The organism is Luteimicrobium sp. DT211, assembly GCF_049844995.1.
Taxonomy (GTDB): Bacteria; Actinomycetota; Actinomycetes; order Actinomycetales; family Cellulomonadaceae; genus Luteimicrobium.
Genome location: NZ_JBNCMC010000001.1, coordinates 866,834 through 885,575, shown reverse-complemented (window position 1 = coordinate 885,575; position 18,742 = coordinate 866,834). Strand labels below are relative to the sequence as shown.

18 protein-coding genes are annotated in these 18,742 nt (G+C 72.7%); 8 read left to right on the top strand and 10 right to left on the bottom strand.

The genetic code is table 11. From position 1 onward, the window contains the following. The first annotated feature begins 17 nt into the window (after positions 1–17). The 3 genes from ACLQ14_RS04045 to ACLQ14_RS04035 are packed head-to-tail and all read left to right on the top strand — an operon-like array spanning position 18 to position 3,221. Positions 18–1,307 carry an extracellular solute-binding protein gene (locus ACLQ14_RS04045; RefSeq protein WP_425810122.1) on the top strand — a complete coding sequence of 430 codons (1,290 nt, stop codon included), beginning with the start codon at positions 18–20 and terminating at the stop codon, positions 1,305–1,307. Beyond that, complete coding sequence (locus tag ACLQ14_RS04040) at positions 1,307–2,308, top strand: carbohydrate ABC transporter permease (protein WP_425810120.1); 1,002 nt, start codon at positions 1,307–1,309, stop codon at positions 2,306–2,308. The genes ACLQ14_RS04045 and ACLQ14_RS04040 overlap by 1 nt, the downstream gene beginning before the upstream one ends. Then, positions 2,295–3,221: a carbohydrate ABC transporter permease gene (locus ACLQ14_RS04035; RefSeq protein ID WP_425810118.1), complete on the top strand. Its 927-nt coding sequence runs from the start codon at positions 2,295–2,297 to the stop codon at positions 3,219–3,221. Before ACLQ14_RS04040 ends, ACLQ14_RS04035 begins: the two co-directional genes overlap by 14 nt. A gap of 85 nt (positions 3,222–3,306) precedes the next feature. On the opposite strand, the gene ACLQ14_RS04030 is transcribed toward ACLQ14_RS04035, so the two are convergent. After that, on the bottom strand, positions 3,307–3,579 hold the full coding sequence (locus ACLQ14_RS04030) for a hypothetical protein (RefSeq protein WP_425810116.1): 273 nt from the start codon (positions 3,577–3,579) through the stop codon (positions 3,307–3,309). A 107-nt stretch (positions 3,580–3,686) separates the two neighbouring features. Here ACLQ14_RS04030 and ACLQ14_RS04025 point away from each other — a divergent pair, with 107 nt between their 5' ends. Beyond that, on the top strand, positions 3,687–4,700 hold the full coding sequence (locus tag ACLQ14_RS04025; RefSeq protein WP_425810114.1) for a TIGR00341 family protein: 1,014 nt from the start codon (positions 3,687–3,689) through the stop codon (positions 4,698–4,700). 31 nt (positions 4,701–4,731) lie between these two features. Here the strand turns inward: ACLQ14_RS04025 and ACLQ14_RS04020 are convergent, their stop codons facing one another. Together ACLQ14_RS04020 and ACLQ14_RS04015 are read right to left on the bottom strand one after the other, a co-directional pair. Beyond that, positions 4,732–5,244, bottom strand: a complete 513-nt coding sequence (locus ACLQ14_RS04020) for a GyrI-like domain-containing protein (RefSeq protein WP_425810112.1) — start codon at positions 5,242–5,244, stop codon at positions 4,732–4,734. Then, on the bottom strand, positions 5,241–6,464 hold the full coding sequence (locus ACLQ14_RS04015; protein WP_425810110.1) for an ROK family protein: 1,224 nt from the start codon (positions 6,462–6,464) through the stop codon (positions 5,241–5,243). The genes ACLQ14_RS04020 and ACLQ14_RS04015 overlap by 4 nt, the downstream gene beginning before the upstream one ends. A gap of 204 nt (positions 6,465–6,668) precedes the next feature. On the opposite strand from ACLQ14_RS04015, the gene ACLQ14_RS04010 reads away from it, so the two are divergent. Further along, positions 6,669–9,356 carry a beta-glucosidase gene (locus tag ACLQ14_RS04010; protein ID WP_425810108.1) on the top strand — a complete coding sequence of 896 codons (2,688 nt, stop codon included), beginning with the start codon at positions 6,669–6,671 and terminating at the stop codon, positions 9,354–9,356. Between the two features lie 86 nt (positions 9,357–9,442). Here the strand turns inward: ACLQ14_RS04010 and ACLQ14_RS04005 are convergent, their stop codons facing one another. Next, positions 9,443–9,688: a hypothetical protein gene (locus ACLQ14_RS04005; RefSeq protein WP_425810106.1), complete on the bottom strand. Its 246-nt coding sequence runs from the start codon at positions 9,686–9,688 to the stop codon at positions 9,443–9,445. Between the two features lie 99 nt (positions 9,689–9,787). Here ACLQ14_RS04005 and ACLQ14_RS04000 point away from each other — a divergent pair, with 99 nt between their 5' ends. Continuing rightward, positions 9,788–10,873 carry a DUF5937 family protein gene (locus ACLQ14_RS04000; protein WP_425810104.1) on the top strand — a complete coding sequence of 362 codons (1,086 nt, stop codon included), beginning with the start codon at positions 9,788–9,790 and terminating at the stop codon, positions 10,871–10,873. 12 nt (positions 10,874–10,885) lie between these two features. On the opposite strand, the gene ACLQ14_RS03995 is transcribed toward ACLQ14_RS04000, so the two are convergent. Together ACLQ14_RS03995 and ACLQ14_RS03990 are read right to left on the bottom strand one after the other, a co-directional pair. Beyond that, positions 10,886–11,536, bottom strand: a complete 651-nt coding sequence (locus ACLQ14_RS03995) for a response regulator (protein WP_425810102.1) — start codon at positions 11,534–11,536, stop codon at positions 10,886–10,888. Beyond that, entirely contained in the window at positions 11,533–12,693 is a 1,161-nt protein-coding gene (locus tag ACLQ14_RS03990) for a sensor histidine kinase (RefSeq protein ID WP_425810100.1), read from the bottom strand. The genes ACLQ14_RS03995 and ACLQ14_RS03990 overlap by 4 nt, the downstream gene beginning before the upstream one ends. Positions 12,694–12,897: 204 nt before the next feature. On the opposite strand from ACLQ14_RS03990, the gene ACLQ14_RS03985 reads away from it, so the two are divergent. Further along, entirely contained in the window at positions 12,898–14,040 is a 1,143-nt protein-coding gene (locus tag ACLQ14_RS03985; protein ID WP_425810098.1) for a hypothetical protein, read from the top strand. 72 nt (positions 14,041–14,112) lie between these two features. Here the strand turns inward: ACLQ14_RS03985 and ACLQ14_RS03980 are convergent, their stop codons facing one another. Then, complete coding sequence (locus ACLQ14_RS03980; protein ID WP_425810096.1) at positions 14,113–15,162, bottom strand: magnesium and cobalt transport protein CorA; 1,050 nt, start codon at positions 15,160–15,162, stop codon at positions 14,113–14,115. A gap of 55 nt (positions 15,163–15,217) precedes the next feature. Beyond that, a complete protein-coding gene (locus ACLQ14_RS03975; RefSeq protein WP_425810094.1) occupies positions 15,218–16,252 on the bottom strand; it encodes an ABC transporter permease in 1,035 nt (344 codons plus the stop codon). A gap of 97 nt (positions 16,253–16,349) precedes the next feature. On the opposite strand from ACLQ14_RS03975, the gene ACLQ14_RS03970 reads away from it, so the two are divergent. Next, positions 16,350–16,907, top strand: coding sequence for a TetR/AcrR family transcriptional regulator (locus ACLQ14_RS03970; protein ID WP_425810092.1), 558 nt, complete (start codon positions 16,350–16,352; stop codon positions 16,905–16,907). A 7-nt stretch (positions 16,908–16,914) separates the two neighbouring features. On the opposite strand, the gene ACLQ14_RS03965 is transcribed toward ACLQ14_RS03970, so the two are convergent. Beyond that, complete coding sequence (locus tag ACLQ14_RS03965) at positions 16,915–17,934, bottom strand: LLM class flavin-dependent oxidoreductase (protein WP_425810090.1); 1,020 nt, start codon at positions 17,932–17,934, stop codon at positions 16,915–16,917. Between the two features lie 37 nt (positions 17,935–17,971). Then, on the bottom strand, positions 17,972–18,598 hold the full coding sequence (locus ACLQ14_RS03960; RefSeq protein WP_425810088.1) for a TetR-like C-terminal domain-containing protein: 627 nt from the start codon (positions 18,596–18,598) through the stop codon (positions 17,972–17,974). Positions 18,599–18,742 lie beyond the last annotated feature (144 nt).

Sequence of the window (18,742 nt, the reverse complement as noted above, 5' to 3'; positions counted from 1 at the left end):
GAAGAGGCTGGTGACACGTGGAAGGACCCTCCCGTCGCTCATTCCTGGCGGGCGCCCTGGGGATCGCGGGCCTGGCCGCGGCAGGGGCCTTGTCCGGGTGCGCCCCGTCCGTATCCGTCTCGGCGAACCCCGACGTCCTGACGCTCTGGTACTGGAACCTGAGCATCGCGGACAGCCTCCTGGCCAAGGCCAGGAGGCGCATCCCGGGCACCGACCGCCGGCTCGAAGTCGACAAGATCGGCGGCAACTTCGACGTCAAGCTGCGCACGAGCCTCGCCGGCCGTGCCTTCATCCCGGACGTCTCGGCACTCAACTCGAACGTCAACACGTACTTCCCGCTCGAGGACCAGTTCGTCGACATGAACGAGCTCGGCGCGGACAGGTACCGCGACCAGTACCTCGACTGGAAGCTGGCGCTCGGCGTCACGTCGACCGGCCGCCAGTGCTTCTGGCCGATGGACACCGGTCCCACCGCGCTCTGGTACCGCCGCGACATCTGGGACAAGGCCGGCCTGGACGGCGACCCGGACGCCGTCACCGCGGCGATGACCGACTGGGACGCCTGGATCGAGACCGGCAAGCAGCTCCGGAAGAACACGAACGCCTCGATCATCATCAGCGCCCAGCAGGCGTACAACGCCGTGCTCGGTGCGAGCGCGGAGCGCTACTTCGCGAAGGACGGCACGCGGCTGTACGACAAGGAAGGTTCGGCCGTGCGCAAGGCGTGGGACGTCGCGGTGAAGGCCAGTCGTGCCCATGTCACCCAGAAGGCCTACACGGACACCGAGAAGAACTCGTCGCTGTCCGCCGGGCACACGGTGAGCAACGTCGAGGCTGTCTGGTGGGGACCCCAGCTGCAGGCCGCGGCGCCGCACCAGTCCGGCAAGTGGGGGGTCGCGCACCAGCCCGGCCCACCCGGCAACAACGGCGGCTCGTTCCTCACGATCCCCAAGACGTCCAAGGATCCCGAGGCGGCGTTCGCGCTCATCACCTGGCTGACCTCGCCGGAGAACCAGGTCGTCACCTACGAGGAGTCCCAGCTCTTCCCGTCGACGCCCGACTCCTTCCGTTCGATCAAGCCCGACGCACCGAACAAGTTCTGCGGCGGCCAGCCGATCACGCAGACGTTCGTCGAGGCAGCCAAGGAGGTGCCGACGACCTTCATCAGCCCCTACGAGAGCGCGGTCGGTGACGGCATCAACCTCCAGCTGACCAACATCGAGACGCAGGGCAAGGACCCGGACCGCGCGTGGGACGACGCCATGGCGCAGGCGGACCGCCAGCTCAAGAAGAAGGGTCTGATCTGATGGCGGCGACGACGACGCTCCCGGCGACCCCCCTGCAGACCGGGCCCAGCATCAAGCAGAAGCCGACGTCGATCAGGCGGTTCTGGCCGCAGTACGTGGCCATCTCGCCGTTCTACCTCCTGTTCCTGGTCTTCGGGCTCGTCCCGATCGTGTTCTCGCTGTACATCTCGTTCCACGACTGGGACGGCGTCGGCTCGATGAAGTTCGTCGGCCTGCAGCAGTACACCTATCTGCTCCATGACCCGCGGTTCTGGAACGCGGTCAAGAACACCTTCATCATCTGGTTCATGTCGACGGTGCCGATGGTGTTCTTCGCCCTGATCCTGGCGTTCCTGCTGCACCAGAGCGTCCGGTTCAAGGGTTTCTACCGGGTCGCGTACTTCCTGCCGAACGTCACGTCGATGGTCGCGATGGCGATCGTCTTCGGCTCGGTGTTCTCCGACTCGTTCGGCCTGGTCAACTCGGCCCTGACAGCGCTGCACCTCGACGCGATCCCCTGGCTGAGCTCGAACTGGGGCATCAAGACCACCATCTCGGTCATGGTGATCTGGCGCTACACCGGCTACAACGCGATCATCTTCCTGGCCGGCCTCCAGTCGATCTCGCCGGACCTCTACGACGCCGCCAAGGTCGACGGCGCGGGCATCTGGCGCACGTTCACGCGGATCACGGTGCCGCTGCTGCGACCGGTGATCCTCTTCGTGGTGATCACGTCGACGATCGGCGGCCTCGGGCTCTTCACCGAGCCCCAGGTGCTGCTGACGGAGAGCGGGGGGCCGAACGAGTCCGGCATGACGATCGTCCTCTACCAGTACAACCAGGCGTTCACCCAGTTCGACTTCGGGTACGGCTCGGCGATCGGCTGGGCGCTGTTCGTCATCGCCGCGCTGTTCGCCGTCATCAACTGGCGGCTCGTCAGGGAGCGCGGGTCCTTGCGCGGCAACGTCGACCGCCACCCCAGCCTGTTCCACGGACGGAGGAAGAACAGTGTCAACCACTGAAGCAGTCGACCCGGTCCGGGTGCAGCCGCACGCGCAGTCGGACAACCCGGCGACGGGGCCCGGGGGTCCCGGCACACGGCACCGCCCCCGTGCGACGGTCGTGACGTCCCTCGTCAAGCACGGCTTACTGATCCTCGGTGTGCTGCTGTCGATCTTCCCGTTCTACTGGCTCGTGGTGATGTCCACGAACAAGACGGCCGACATCTTCGGCTACCCGCCGAAGCTGACGTTCGGTCCTGACCTGTGGACGAACATCCACCACGTGTTCCAGAACGTCGACCTGCTGGGAGCGCTCGGCAACACGATCATCGTGTCCACCGCCTGTGCCGTGCTGGTGATGTTCTTCGACTCGCTCGCGGCGTTCACGTTCGCGAAGTACTCGTTCCCGTTCCAGCGCACGCTGTTCGGTCTGCTGCTGGTGACGTTCATGATCCCCGGCCAGCTGTCGCTGGTCCCCAACTTCGTGATCATGGCGCACCTCGGCTGGATCGGCACGCTCCAGGCCCTCATCGTGCCGGGTGCGGCGAACGCTTTCGGCATCTTCCTGCTGCGCCAGCTCGCAGAGGGGGCGATCCCCGACGAGCTCCTCGAGGCGGCGCGGATCGACGGCGCGGGGTTCTTCCGCTGCTACTTCTCGATCGCCGTCCCGATGCTGCGCGGTGGGCTCGCATTCCTGGGCATCTTCACCTTCATCGGCGCGTGGAACGACTACGTCTGGCCGCTGGTCGTGCTGATCAACCCGGGCAGGCAGACCCTGCAGGTGGCGCTGTCACAGCTGAACTCCCTCTACAACACCGACTACGGCATGGTCATGGCGGGCGCGCTGCTGAGCGTCGTGCCGCTGGTCGGGGTGTTCCTCATCGGGTCGCGGCACTTCATCGCGAACATCGCCGCCGGTGCGTTGAAGGGCTGACGCCCGGCTCGCACACCCCGCGCGGTCCCGCTCCGCCCTTCCTCCGAGGAAAGGGCGGGGCGGGCGGAGTGACGAGGAGGCGGGGTCAGCGGCCGTGCTCGGCGAGGATCTGGTCGAGGTCCATGTCCGCGAGGAGCTGGTCGAAGTCGACGGCGCGGGCGGCGTCGGCCACGTCGGGCAGCGCGAAGACGCGCCCGTCGCGCCTGACCTCGATCCCCTCGGGGAGGTCGGCGTTGAGGCGGTCGAGGACGGCGTCGTCGACGCCGCGGGCGTCGAAGTCGCCCCCGACGCTCGCGAGGTAGTCGGCGGACACGGTGTAGGCGACGGTGCGGATCTCGACGGGCTGGGGATCGGACATGGCACCAGCCTGCGCCCGACGACGACGCCGCGCGACCGCGTGAGATCCGCCCGGCCGGGGCGGTGTGTCGCCGGGGCGCGCGCCGCGCGTCGTGCCACAGTTCCCGCATGCCGCACGGCGTCCTCACCTACGTCCTGCCGGTGTCGCAGCGACGCACGCTCGACCAGCTCACCGCCGACCTCGACCTGGGCGCCGGGGAGGTGAAGGCGAAGCGGTCGGCCTTCTGGACGATGCTGGTGCTGTCGGCGATCATCGCGTCGGCGGGGATCATCACGGACTCCACGGCCACGGTGATCGGCGCCATGATCATCGCGCCGCTGTCGACGCCGATCATGGCCGTCGCGCTCGGTCTCACCCGCGGCACGTCGGCGCTCGTGTGGCGTTCTGCGCTGTTCGTGCTCGGCGGGATGGTCGTGGTCGTCGCGCTGGGGGCGGCCGTCTCGGCGATCCTGCCGGCGTCCTCGGGGGCGCTGGTCGGGAACTCGCAGATCACGGGCCGCACGTCGCCGGGCATCTTCGACCTCGTGACGGCGCTCGCGACCGGGTTCGCCGGGTCGATCGCCCTGGCGCGCCGGGACGTGGCGGCGATCCTGCCGGGCGTGGCGATCGCCATCTCGCTCGTCCCGCCGCTCGCCGTCGTGGGGGTGTGCCTGGGCCACGGCTCGTACGCGTCGGCGCTGGGCGCGCTGTTCCTGTTCCTGTCGAACCTCGTGTCCATGGTGCTCGCGGGCACGCTCACGTTCACGGCGGCGGGCTACAAGGCCGAGGTGATGGAGCGGCGCGCGCGCCGCGACCGGCGCACGTCGGTGGGGATCGGCCTGCTGCTCGTCCTCGTGGCGCTGCCGCTGGTGGGGAACTCGGTGTTCACGGCCGCCGTCTCGACGTACGCGCGGCACGCCGAGCAGGTCGCCGACGACTGGGTCGCCGCGACCCCGGGAGCGTCGGTGAGCGACGTCTCCGTGGTGGGACGGGACCTGCGGATCTCGATCCAGACCCCGGACGGCGCCATCCCGTCGACGCAGGACCTGCTCGACGAGCTCGACGCGCGCACCGTCCCCGGCCTGCACGTCACGGTCGTCACGACGTTCGGCCAGACGGTCGACGTGGGCACGACGGGCTGACCGCCCGCTCGCGCGGCCGCCCGCGGAAGGCTCAGGCGGAGTCGTCCGCCAGCCGGAACGCGAGCTCGGTCTCCCACCGGTCGGCGTCCGGCTCGACGCGCGGGTCGGTGAGGTACCGCTCGAGCCGGCAGCCCCACACGTCGCCGTCGTCGCTGGGCCGCACGTCGAAGGCGAGCCCGGCGTCCGCGGCCCAGCGCAGGTGCCGGGCCGTGGCGTCCACGAGCGTGTCGGGGCGCCCGACGTGCACGACGGTCGCGTACCTCCCGGCCGGCAGGATGCCCGCCTCGAGGTCCCCGAGCGCGGTCCCCGGCGCAACCTCGCGCGCGACCGCGATGCCGGCCTCGACCACGAGCTCGCGCGCCATGTCGATCACGTCGTACCGGAAGAAGGGCGGTCCGTCGGGCTCGAGCCCGAGGGCGTGCGCCCGTTCGATCACGTGGGGGATCTCGTCGGCCACGCCCGCGAGGCCGGACATCGGCACGGAGCGTCGGATCGCGACGTAGGGCGTCGCGGGGCGTTCGTCGACACGGGGCTCGTTCGTCATGCCGGTACCGACCTGCCGGCGCCGCGCGACTCATCGCGCCCCCGTCGCGGCGTGTGCACGAGCCGCTCCCGCGAGGCGAGCGCGGCCGCGCCGACGAGCTCGGCCTGGTCCGCGAGGCTCCCCGGCACGACGACGAGCTCCTCGAACACCCGCCGCGGCAGCGCCCGTTCGATCCGTTCCCGGACGCCGGCGACGACGGCTCGGCTGCCCGCGCCGAGGGACCCGTCGACGACGATCGCCTGCGGGTCGAGCACCAGGCACGCGGTGGCGAGGATCGGCGCGAGCGTCCGGCCGAGGTCGGCGAGGACGCGGTGCACGTCGGGGTCCTCGGCCTCCGCGAGCCCGACGACGTCCTCGAACGTCAGCGACGCCGGGTACGTGGGCCGGAGCTGCTCGATGACGTGGTGCACCGTCGCCACGCGGATGAGGCAGCCGCGGTTCCCGCACACGCACAGCGGCCCGTGCTCGTCGACCTGCACGTGCCCGAGCTCGCCCGCGAACCCGAGCCTGCCGTGCACGAGCTGCCCGCCCGCGACGACCCCGGCGCCGAAGCCCGGGACGAGGTCGACGTAGAGGACGTCGTCGAGGCCGATGGCGGCGCCGCGCGCGATCTCGCCGAGCGCGGCGAGGTTGGCGTCGTTCTCCGCGAGCGCCGGGACGCCGAGGGCTTCCGCGAGGGCGGGGGCGGGGTCGTCCGCGAGCCACCCGGGCACAGGAGCGCCGACGTCGCGGACGCTCGACCGCGAGGGCCAGGGCGAGCCGGCGCCCGCGCGGTACGGGCGGGGCAACGCGAGGACGGCGGCGCCGATCTCGTCCCGGTCGAGGCCCGACCCGGCCCACGCCTCCTCGAGCAGCGCGACGCCCGGCCCGACGACGTCGTCGGCGGAGCGGGGGTCGAAGGGCCGCGCGGCGCGGGTCTCGATCACGCCGTCGAGCGTGACGACGGCCGCCTCGAGCGTGCGGTGCCCGACGACGATCACCGCGACGAGCTGACGGGCGGCGAGCACGAGGTGTCGCGGTGGGCGGCCGCGGCCGGACGTGCGGCCGGGCGCGTCGGTGTGCTCCCGCAGGGTGCCGCCGACGAGGAGCCGCTCGACGGCGCTCGTGACGGTCGTGACGGGCAGGTCGAGGTGCGTCGCGAGCTCGCGGCGGGTGAGGGGCGCGGCGCGCTCGAGCTCGGCGACGATCCGCTCGGAGGTGGCGCGGGTGCGGTCCGGCATGGCGGTCAGCGTAGCGTCCGGCGTCGGCGTGTTATCCGCTGACTCGTTCGAAAGTGACGCGACTGCAACCGTGCGCCTGCTTGACCGGCCCCCTGCTGCGTTTCTACGGTCACAGAGTCCCGCCTGAGCGGCGACTCTGAGTCGTTTGAACGAACATCCGACGCTCAGCGCCGCCAGGCACGTCGCCCCGATGGAGTGGTGCAGATGAACGACACGGTGTTCCACCGACCCCGAGCCCGCCAGGTCGCCGCCTGCGTGGCCGTCGCCGCGCTCGGCCTGACCGGCCTGGTCGCGTCCGGCACGGCAGCCTCGGCTCACGGCTCGCACGGCGGGTCCGGCTCGCCCGGCCATCATGCGGGCAACGGCTCGACCGCGCAGCGCCTGCTCGCGCAGATGACGCTCGACGAGAAGCTCACCCTCATCACCGGCGCCGACGAGAGCACGGACCCCGCCGGCAAGACCTACGCCGCCGGCTACCTGCCGGGCATCCCGCGCCTGGGCATCCCGTCGATCCGCCTCGCGGACGGGCCTCCCGGCGTCGCCACCAAGGACCTGTCGACGGGGATGACCTCGACCATGGGCGTCGCGGCGACGTGGGACGCGGGCGCGGCCCGGTCGAACGGCGTCGTCATCGGCAAGGACGCGAAGGCGCTGGGCCAGGACGTCATGCTCGAGCCGTTCATCAACATCGACCGCGACCCGGCCGGCGGGCGCACCTGGAACACGTTCGGCGAGGACCCGCTCCTCACCGGCGCGATGGGCGCCCAGGAGATCGAGGGCATCCAGAGCCAAGGCGTCATGGCGCAGGCCAAGCACTACATCGCCTACGACGGGGCGAGCGGCAACGTCGTCGTCGACGAGCAGACGCTGCGCGAGATCTACGTGAAGCCGTTCGAGGACGCCGTCGACGCCGGGGTCTCGTCGATCATGTGCTCGTACAACGCCGTCAACGGCGAGGACGCGTGCGGCAACGACACCACGCTCAACCAGATCCTCAAGAAGGACCTGGGGTTCAAGGGCTTCGTGACGTCCGACTGGGGCGCCAACCACGCCACCGACTTCCTCGCCAAGGGCCTCGACCTCGAGATGCCGGGCGGCGGTCTGGGCGGCGCCATCCCGCAGTACTTCGCCCCCGACAAGGTCAAGGCCGCCCTCGCGGACGGAACCGTGACGCAGGCCCGGATCGACGACGCCGTCGGCCGGATCCTCGGTCAGTACGAGAAGTTCGGGCTGCTCAAGGGCGCGGGCAAGCACACGGTCACGCCGGAGAACGTGACCCAGGACGCGGCCGTCGTGCGCAAGACCGCGACCGACGCCGCCGTCCTGCTCAAGAACGACGGCGGCGCGCTGCCCCTCGACCGCACGGACCTGGCGAACCTCGCGCTCATCGGGCCCGGGGCCGGCCAGACGATCGCCACGGGCGGCGGCGGCGAGAGCTCCACGGGCCGCGCAGACCGCTGGGTCGGCACGGCGACGACCATCAAGAAGGCCGTGCCGTACGCCAAGGTGAGCTTCGCCGTCGGCGACGACCTCACGGGGACCGCGGTGCCGGCGTCGGCGCTGAGCCACGGCGGGCAGCCCGGCCTGGTCCGCACGACGACGGGCTCCTCGGCCACGCAGGTGGACGCGACGCTCGACTTCACGACGGCGAAGCGCACGGCGCTGCCGGCGGGCTCGAACCACACGTGGACGGGCACGCTCACCGCGCCCGAGGCGGGGAGCTACTGGATCAACTTCGGCGAGCTCGGCACGACCGGCACCGTCCAGATCGACGGCAAGACCGTGATCAGCGCCGACGGGTTCCTGTCTGCGGCGCCGCGGTACGGCACGGTCAAGGCCGGGGACACGGGCGTGCTGCCCAGCACGGACGGCCTCAACAACAAGCGGGCCCAGGTGCAGCTGTCGACGGGCGCCCACACGATCACGGTGACGCAGACGGCGGACATCTCGGGCTCGCCCGTCCAGGCGCACCTGTACTGGGTGACGCCGTCCCAGCAGAAGGCGACCACCGCGGCCGCCGTCGCCGCCGCCAAGAAGGCCACGACCGCCGTCGTCTTCGCGTACGCGACCAACAGCGGCAACCTCTCCACGCCGCTGCCCGAGGGCCAGGACGCGCTCATCAGCGCCGTGGCCGCGGTCAACCCGAACACGATCGTGGTGCTGCAGAACAACAACCCCGTCGCAATGCCGTGGCTCGGGAACGTCAAGGCCGTGCTCGAGGGCTGGTTCCCGGGTGACGAGGGCGGGTGGGCCTTCGCCGACCTGCTCACGGGCAAGGCGAACCCCGGCGGGCACCTGCCCTACACGTGGCCCGCGTCGCTCGGCCAGGGCGTCGCCAACGACCCGGCGCACCCCGAGCGGACGAGCCTCGGCGTCGACCCCGGCACGACGACGCCGTGCACCGACGACAGCGGGTTCGGGTCCGTCCCCAACTGCGAGACCGACTACAGCGAGGGCATCTTCGTCGGCTACCGCTGGTACGACCAGCAGAAGCTGACGCCGCTCTACCCGTTCGGCTACGGGCTGTCGTACACGTCGTTCCGCTACTCGGACCTGAGCGTCCGTCCGCAGCACGACGGGGCGCTGACCGTCCGCGTCAAGGTGACCAACACGGGCCGGACCTCCGGCGACGCCGTGCCCCAGGTGTACCTGGGTGCGCCCGCGAAGCAGCCGAAGGGCGCGCAGTTCGCGAAGCAGGCGCTCGCGGCCTTCGACCGGGTCACCGTGCCGGCGCACCAGTCGCGCTGGGTGACGCTGACCGTCGGCGAGCGTGAGCTGTCCTACTGGTCGACGTCGGCCCACGCGTGGACGGTCGCCACGGGCGACCGGACGGTGTCGGTCGGCGGGTCGTCGCGCGACCTCGCCGTCCAGCGGACGGTGCACGTGCGCTGACGCGAGCCCGGCACGGCCTGTCAGAAGCTCGTGAGCCCCGAGGCTCACGAGCTTCTGACATGTCCGGCACGGGGGCGTCCGGGGCGTCACGGGCGCTCGAGGAAGCGGCGCTCGTCGGTGGTGCGCGCGGCGTCGAGGCGGGCCGAGATGCCCGCGCCGCGCCGCGCGTCGTCGGCGAGCCAGCCGCCCAGCCGGCGCACCGTGCGGCGCGGGTCCAGCGCACGACGACGGCGCGCGGCGGCCGGGCGAGCGGGCTCCCGGACCGGGAGGGCAGCGTGGGCGTCGGTGGCGGGACGGGCGGCGGGCGACGGGTGGAGGTTCGCGGTGGTCATGACGCCAACGCTGCGGCCCGGCGCCGGGCGGCGGGGACGGATTGACGATCGTCGTCAATCGGCGCGGTCCGGCCGGGTGGGCGGGGGGACGATGGTGCCGTGACCCTGACCATCGACGTGACCGGGCTGCCCCCGACGGCGTACCTCTTCGCGCCGTCGCCGGTCTCCGAGCTCACCGCGGCGCTGCACCTGCTCGTGGAGCACGGGCACCACCCCGGCCAGGCGGGGCAGATCCAGGCGATGTCCGCGGCGGCCGGCCAGGAGCTCGTCGACCGCGCCGTCGCGTTCGGGCACCTGTGGGACAAGTCGTGCGCCGACTTCCTCCTGCCCGCCCGCCCCGCGGCGACGCTCGCCGCCGAGCTCGACGCCGTCGACGCGCTCGACGACGAGACGTGGGTCGACAACGTGCTGGTCACCTGCCGGTGCGGGGCCCTCGCGCGCTCGATGGGGCTCGGGACCGTGCTCGCCGACGACCGGGCCGTCGAGCTCGCGCGTGAGCGCGCCGCCGCCTCCGGGCCGGTCGCCCTCGCGTTCGTCGACCGCATCCTGGCCGACCCCGGCAAGGTCCGGGGCGAGGTGCGGGTGCTGCTCGAGGACTGCCAGGAGGCGTTCTTCGACCAGGCGTGGCGCACGCTCGTCGCCCACCTCACCGTCGACGCGCGGCACAAGACCGACCTCCTGTGGAACCAGGGGCCCGCGGCGGCGCTCGCGGCCGTCGCGCCCGCGGTCCGGCTCGACGAGCAGGCCCAGCGCGTCGTCGTCGACAAGCTCGTCGACGTGCACGTGTCGGCGCGGGGGACCGGTGTGACGTTCCTGCCGACGATCCTGGGCGACCCGCACCTGCTCGTGGTCCAGGCGCCGGGGTGGCAGCCCGTCGTGCGCTACCCGGTCGCGGGTCGCGACGCCGTCCAGACCCCGTCGGCCGACGTCCAGCAGCGGCTGCGCGCGCTCGACCACCCGATGCGCCTGCGCCTCGGTCGCAGCCTCGTCGCGGGCCCGCACACGACGACGGAGCTCGCCGACATCTGGGAGGTGTCGGCCCCGGAGATCTCGCGGCACCTCGCGGTGCTGCGCGACGCCGGGCTCGTCACGGTCGAGCGGCGCGGACGCTACGTCACGTACCGGCTCGACGTCCCGGCGGTCGCGCGGCTCGGCGCCGACGTGCTCGAGGCGATGCTGCGCTGACCGCGGCCGTGCTCACGCGTGGTCGAGCCCAGCCCGGTGGGCGAGGATCGCCGCCTGCGTCCGGTTCTCCACTCCGAGCTCGTCGAGGATGTGCGAGACGATCGTCTTGACCGTGGGCTGGCTGACGAACAGCGCCTCGGCGATCTTCGCGTTCGTCTGACCGTCCGCGAGGAGGGCGAGCACGTCCCGCTCCCGGGCGGTGAGGCCGGTGAGCCGTTCCTTGGCCTGCTCCTCGTCGCGGCGCGCGGCGTCGACGCGCTCGAGGAGCGTCTTGATGCTCCGGGGATCGAGCACGGGGTCGCCGGCCGCGACGGCGCGCACGGCGGAGACCAGCTGGGTCCGGGTGGCGTCCTTGAGGACGAACCCGCTCGCGCCGGCGTCGATCGCGGCGACGACGTTCTCCGTCAGGTTGAAGGCGGTGAGGACGAGGACCTTCGGCGGGTCGTCGAGCCTGAGTATCGCCCGCGTCGCGCCGACGCCGTCCAGGCGAGGCATCTGGACGTCCATGAGCACGACGTCCGGGTCGAGCTCGCGGGCGACGGTCACGGCCTCGACGCCGTCCGCAGCCTCGCCCACGACCGTGAGGTCGTCCTCGGGTTCGAGCGCCGCCCGGATCCCCCGGCGAGCGAGGGCGTCGTCGTCGACGATCACGACCGTGGTCATGTGGTCTCCTTCTCGTCGCCCGTGGTGGGGAAGGTGACGGCCAGGCGGAAGCCGCCGTCGGCGGTGGGGCCGGAGTCCATCGTGCCGTGCGCCGCGACGATCGACTCCTCGAGCGCGCGCAGCCCGGTCCCGGACGCGGGGGTGGGCGGCACCGGACCCGGCGGACGCGTGTTCGTCACGTCCAGGTGTGCGGTTCCGGTGCGTTCGGCGAGCGTGACCGTGGCCGTCGCTCCCGGGGCGTGCTTCGCGATGTTCGTGATGCCCTCGGTGGCGACGCGGCCCAGCAGGTCGCGCGCGGCGGCGCCGACGCGGACGTCGCCCTGGCACCGGAGGGTGACGTCGATGCCGGCCCGGTCGGCACGCTCGACGACGGTGGTCAGGAGCTCCTTGACGGTGGGGCCGGCGGGGCTGCCCGGCCGCGCGTCGGCCGTGCCCGTACCGACGACCGCGTCGCGCAGGTCGGACATCGCCTGGCGGCCGAGGGACTGCACGTTCGCCAGGAGCTCGCGCGCCTGTTCGTCGTCCTTCCCGAGCAGCCCGTCGACACCGGACAGCCCCAGGACGACGAGGCTGAGCTGGTGCCCGAGCCCGTCGTGCAGCTGCCGGGCGAGCGCGAGCCGCGCGCTGATCTCGGCGTTCTGACGGTCGAGCTCGAGGGCGCGCGCACGCTCCTCGTCGCGTTCGTGCCGGAGCTGCGCGCGGGCCACGCCGGAACGCAGGACCAGTCCGATCTGCCCCGGCAGCAGCACCATCACAGCCGCGATGCGCACGGCCTCCCAGAACGTCGGCGCCGACCAACCCACGTCGACGGCGCCCAGGATCAGGGCGATCACGGTCGCCGCCGCGAGCAGCACCCCGGGACGCCGCCGCGCGCGGGCCGTGAGCAGGATCGTGACGAAGAACAGTGCAGGGCTCGGACCGTTCACGGCATAGTCGAGAAGGCCGAGGCATGCGCCGACGACGGGCCACCGGGGCGCCGCGACGACGGCCGCCGCGGCCACGAGCCCGACGAGGGCGTCCGCCGCGCCCTCGTCGAAGCCGTGCGTTCGCAGCGACCACACGCCGCACGCGATCCCCAGCATGACGACCGACGCGCGTGCCAGCACCGCGGCGCGGGCATCCAGCGTTCCCCGCGCGAAGAGCACCGTGTCGGTCACGTCACCCAGTCTGCTCGGTGGCTGGTGGGCGCTCGACCGCTGAACGACTTTCGTCGCGGGGAGAGCGACCAACGTCGCCACGGTCCGACCATCCGGCCGACGCGCCGACCCCCTCCTGGTTGCGAGTCTGGTTGTGCGATCAGGAGGAGCGGTTCCGGGGCCACCGAGGTTCCACGCCCGACCATCGCGCCAGAGGTGAAGAACATGCGTACACGGGCCGCTGCCCTGCTCACGGTCGCGACGAGCGTCGGGATCGTCGCCGCCGGAGGGATGGGAGCCGGTGCCAGCGCGGCACCTCGTAGCGTCGAGCCCGTCGCCGCGTCGCAGACCCGCATCGCGACGCCCGCCTGGACGGAGACGGTGCAGAAGGCCTGGACGAGGATCGTCAGGGCCGCCTGGACGGAGACGGTCGTCGACCGTGCGGCGTGGACCGAGACCGTCCGCCACCCGGCCGAGACCCACACCGTGGAGCACCCGGCGAGGACGCACACGGTCGACCACGCGGCGACGACCCGCACGGTCGAGCACCCGGCCGAGACGCACGACGTGGAGCACCCGGCGCAGACCCGCACCGTGGAGCACCCCGCGGAGACGCACGACGTCGAGCACCCCGCGAGGATCGTCACGGTCGAGCACCCCGCTGACACGCACACGGTCGAGCACCCGGCCGAGACCCGCACCGAGGCGCAGTTCGTCGGCGAGGGCGAGAGCCGGTGGGAGAGCCCCGACTGGAAGCAGTCGGGGTGGACCGCGACCGGCGAGACCCGCGTGGTGCTCGACCGCGAGGCCTGGACGGAGACGGTCGTGGACCGGCCCGCGTGGACCGAGACCGTGCTCGACCGGGAGGCCTGGACGGAGGTCGTGGTCGACAAGGACGCGTGGACGGAGACGGTCGTGGACGAGGCGGCGTGGACCGAGACCGTGGTGGACCGGGCCGCGTGGACCGAGACCGTGGTGGACCGGGCCGCGTGGACCGAGACCGTGGTGGACCGGGCGGCGTGGACCGAGGTCGTGGTCGACAAGGACGCCTGGACCGAGGTGATCGAGCACCCCGCGGTCACGCACGTCGTCGACCACCCCGCGGTCGTCGTCCGTGTCCCGGCGGAGACCGTCGACCACCCGGCCGTCCCGGCCAGGACCGTCGTGCCGGCCCTGTCGACGGCGGCCGGCGGCCCGGCGTCGATCGACCTCGACCGCAGCTCGACCGCGGTGGAGCCGGCCACGACGGCCGGCCCGGCCGAGCTCGCCGAGACCGGGACCGACCCGGTGCTCCCCGCGCTCGTCAGCGCCGGCCTGATCGGTGCCGGAGCCTTGGCGGCCGGCCTGAGCCGTCGTCGCGCTCGCTGACGCGGTCGCCCGGTCCTCCGGAGGTGCCCGCTTCCGGACGACCGTGGCGCCCGTCGGGGAGGCGGCCGCCCCTCACATCCAGCGCTTGCGCTTGAACACGACGTACAGCACGACGCCGAAGGCGACCATCGCCGCGAGCGCCAGCGGGTACCCGAGCGCCCAGTGGGTCTCGGGCATGTGGTCGAAGTTCATGCCGTAGATCGCACCGATCAGCGTCGGCGCGAAGAGGATCGCCGCCCAGCCGGAGATCTTCTTCATGTCCTCGTTCTGCCGCTGCCCGACGAGCGTCGCGTTGACGCTGAGGATCTGCGACAGCGCGTCGCGGAGCACCTCGACCCGGGCGTCGACGCGGGCGAGGTGGTCGGCGACGTCCTGGAGGTAGCTCTGGAGCGCCTCGGGGATCCCGTACCGCTCGAAGCCCCGCCGGAGCGAGTCGAGCACGTCCGTCAGGGAGGACGTCGCGTGCTGCAGGTCGATGACTTCCTGGCTCAGGCGGTAGATCCGTTCGGTGACGGCGGCGTCGCCGCCGAACACCTGGCGCTCGATCTGCTCCTTGTCGACCGAGAGCCCGCGGAGCACCGGGGCGTACCCGTCCACGACGGCGTCGAGCAGGCGGTAGAGCACCGCCTCCGGCCCGAGGCGGAGGAGGTCCTCGTCGTCGAGCAGGGTGGACTCGTCGGCGGGCGGTCCGTCGGGGCCGCCCGGGAGCTGCGACTCGTCGGACCCGTCGATCCACCGGCCGTCCTGGCACAGGACGGCGATCGCCTCCCCGCGGACGACGACGTGGAACTCGAGGATGTCGACGTCCTCGGCCTCGTCGACGTAGCGGGCCGAGCGGACCACCAGGAACAGGACGTCGCCGTAGCGCTCGAGCTTGGGACGCTGGCCCGCGTGCTGCAGGTCCTCGACGAGCAGCGGGTGCAGCCCCCACGCGGCGGCGAGGTCGTCGATCTCCGCGGGCGTGGGCGAGGGGAACAGCAGGAGCGCCATCCGGCCCTCCGCCGCCTCGGTGAACCGCAGGGCGTCGGCCGCCGTCGTCCCGACCGGCGCGAACGTCAGGTGACCGTCGACGACGTAGCGCGTCCGCGGCGGGGCCGGGGCCTCGACCTGTGCTGGCGGCATCCGGCGCGCTCCTCTCCTCCTGCCGGGCTCGCGCCCGGCCCGACCATCGTCGCCGTCAGGCGTCGGTCCTGCCAGCCGCGGCCCGGCGGCGGCTCCGGAGCTTGGACAGCCCGACGAGCGCCAGTCCCAGGGCGATCCAGCACACGAGCACCACGACGGCCTGCCCGGAGCCCGCGCCGTCGAAGAACGCCGCGGACCGGGTCACCGTGCCCGCCGCTCCGATGGGCAGGAGCTGGCCGATCTCTCCCCACGGCTGGGGCAGCCAGTCGGGCCCGGTCGCCATCCCGGACAGCGGGTTCGAGACGAAGAGCATGAGCGCGGCACCGAGCCCGAGTCCCGCGTACCCGAGCAGCGACTCGAGGCCGAGGACGGTGAGGGAGACCGCGGCGACGCCCAGGCTGATGCCGGCGGTGGTGAGCCAGAACGGGCCGTCGAACGACCCGAGCCAGAGCTGGAGGATCGCGGTGGCCGCGAGGCCGGCGAGCGCAGAGAACACGACCGACGCCACGACGCGGCGCGTCCGGCTGCGGCGCGCCACGTTCACGAGGGTGACGGCCGAGATCATGCCGCCGAACATGATCGGGAGGGCGAGCGCGGACAGGCCGGCGCCGGTCGGGTCGTCCGCCGTCAACGGGACGACGTCGGTGGTGGTCACCGTGGCGCCGTGCGCGGCGAGCGTCGTGCCGACCGTGCGCAGCAGGGAGGCGTACGGGGTTCCGGCCGCCGAGGCGACCTGGACGGTCACCGTGATCGGGTCGGCCGGGTCCAGCGAGATCCCGCCGACGGCGTCGCGGTCCTCGATCGCCGACGTCACCGCGTCGGCGTCGGGGCCGGTGGTGACGTCGAACGCGCCGGGCTGCGCCTGGTCGAGGGTCTGCGTGAGCTGCTCGACCGCGGCCGGCGGACCCGAGATCACGATCGGGAGGTCGTGCGCGCCGGAGTGGACGGCGGGTGTGGCGAAGGCCGTGACCATGAGGGCGATCGCGGCCGTGAGGGCGAGGACGAGGCCGATCATGACGCGCGGGCCGGGGCTACGGGGCGTCGCCGCGGGCGCCTCGCGGTCGGCCTGCTGCTCGGTGCTGGTGGTCATCGGAAGATCCTTAAGTGGAGGGGTTGTCTCCGTTTCAAGCGGAGTGTAATACTCCGTTTACTGCCCGATCAAGCCCGGTGAACGAAGGAGGACCGTCATGAGGTCGGACGCGCGAGCCAACCGTGACGCCGTCGTCGTCGCCGCGCGCACGCTCGTCTCGACCCAGGGGGCCGACGTGTCGCTGAGCGCGATCGCCGACGACGCCGGCGTCGGGATCGCGACGCTCTACCGGCACTTCCCGACCCGGCAGGACCTGCTGGCCGCCGTGGTCCTCGATGCGCGGGACCGCGTGGTCGCCGTCGTCGAGGAGCACCGGGACCGCGTCGCCGCCGACCCTGCGGCCGGCTGGGACGCGTTCGCCCACGCGCTCGCGCGGCTCCGGCTCGGAGCGCTCCTGCCCGAGCTGGTGGCCGTCCTGGCCGCCGTTCCCGACTCGTCCGAGATCGAGCAGATGCGTCAGGACTCCCTCGCGGCCGTGGAGTCCGTGCTCGACGTCGCCCGCCGGGCGGGAGCGGTCCGCGACGACGTCACGGCCGCGCGCTTCACGATCGGTCTGAGCGCCGTCACCCGGACGCTGCCCGTGGACGTCCCGCTGGTCCCGCCGGACCAGCAGGAGTGGATGACCGACGTCTACCTGCGGGGCCTGCGCCCCTGAGCCCGACTCAGGCCGCGCGCTCCCAGCCCAGCAGCGGGGCCAGGTGCTCGGCGACGTCGGTGACGATCTGGACGTAGTCGTCCCGCTCGAAGCTGAACGGCAGCGCGAAGGCGACCTCGTCCACCTCGCGGTAGGCCGCGTGGGCGTGGAGGCGTTCCGCGATCTGCTCGGACGTCCCCACGAGGTCGGGCGCGAACATCATCCGCGCCGGTCCCTGCGGCTCGCGCGTGCGCGGCAGGCGTGAGGCCGCGTATGCCTCGTACTTCTCGCGTTGCTCGCGGCTTGCGGAGTCCGTCGGCACGACGACGAGCCCCTGGGAGACGCGCGCCGCCGCGCCCGCAGGGTGGTGGGCCCGGAACGCGCGGACCTGCGCGAGCTGCGTCTCCTCGAAGTCGTCGGAGTCCTCGGCCCGGATCACGCTGCTCGTCAGCAGGTTCAGCCCCTGCTCCGCCGCCCAGACGACGGAACGCATGCTCGCGGCCCCGTACCAGAGCCGGTCCGCGAGGCCGGGGGAGTGCGGCTCGACGCGCTCGGAGAACGTCTCGAACCCCTGGGTTCCCGAGAACGACGACGCCCGCTCGCCCCGGATCAGCCGAGCCAGGCGGAGGACGCGCTCGTAGCTGAAGTCCTCGGCGTCGGCGGTGTCCGGGTAGAGGGCGTCCTTGAGGTCGTCGTAGTGCATGGGCGGTCCGACGCTCACGCCGGGGTTGAGCCGGCCGCCCGACAGGACGTCGACCGTCGCGAGGTCTTCGGCGAGGCGCAGCGGGTTCTCCCAGCCCAGCGGCGTCACCGCCGTCCCGAGCTCGATCCGCGACGTGCGCTGCGACGCCGCCGCGAGCACCGCGACCGGCGACGAGATGCCGTGCTGCAGGTGCCGGTGGCGCAGCCACGCGCTGTCGTAGCCGAGGCGCTCGCCGAGCTCGATCAGCTCGAGCGTGGCCTCGTGGCCGGCACGCGGGTCGGCGGGGTCGAACAGGCCGATCGTGAGGAAGCCGAGGCGGCGCAGCGGGCGGTCCGGGGTGGGCATGGCGTCACTCTACGAGCGTGTCGACCCGGCACCGGCGCTAGCTCGACCACACCCCCGCCTGGGCGGCGGTCGCGGCGGCGCGGGCTGCGGCGTCGGCGTCGGAGTCGGTGAGCGCGCGCCCGGTGTTGAGGAGCCCGTAGTAGAGGGGCGCCGAGACCGCGGCGACGACGGCGTGCGGGTCGGTCCCGGCTGGCACCTCGCCGCGCGCGACGGCGTCGCGGACGCAGCCGGCCCACTCCTCGATCCGGACGTCGTAGAAGTGGTGGAGCGCGACGGCGGCCTGCTCGTTGCACAGCGACGCGGCGATCAGCGCCTTGAAGAGCCGTCCCTGGCGGGGGTCGTTGAGCGTCTTGACGACGAGCCGGGCGTTGGCCCGGAGGTCCTGCTCCAGACGACCGGTGTCGCTGCGGCTGAGCGACTGCTCGGCCATGTCCGCCAGGAGGTCCGCCGCGAGGGCTCCCGGGGTGCCCCAGCGCCGGTACACGGTGGTCTTGCCGACCCCCGCGCGTCGGGCGACCTCGCCCAGGTCGAGGGCCTCGAAGCCGTCGGCCGCGAGCGCGTCGCCTGCGGCCTGCAGCACGGCTTCGCGGGTCCGGGCGGTGCGCCCGCCGGGGCGCAGGCTGCCGGGCGCGGGAGCCGGTTCGGGCGTCCGTGGGCTGGGCATCCGTCCTCCTCGTGGTTCGACCTCACCGATCCTATCGGAACTGGGGTTCCCTTACCGTCGCACCGGTGCTAGCGTCTGCGTTAACGGAACGCAAGACCCATTAAGCCTGGTTCCGTGTTGCACGTCGCCTGCGTCGGAAGGACG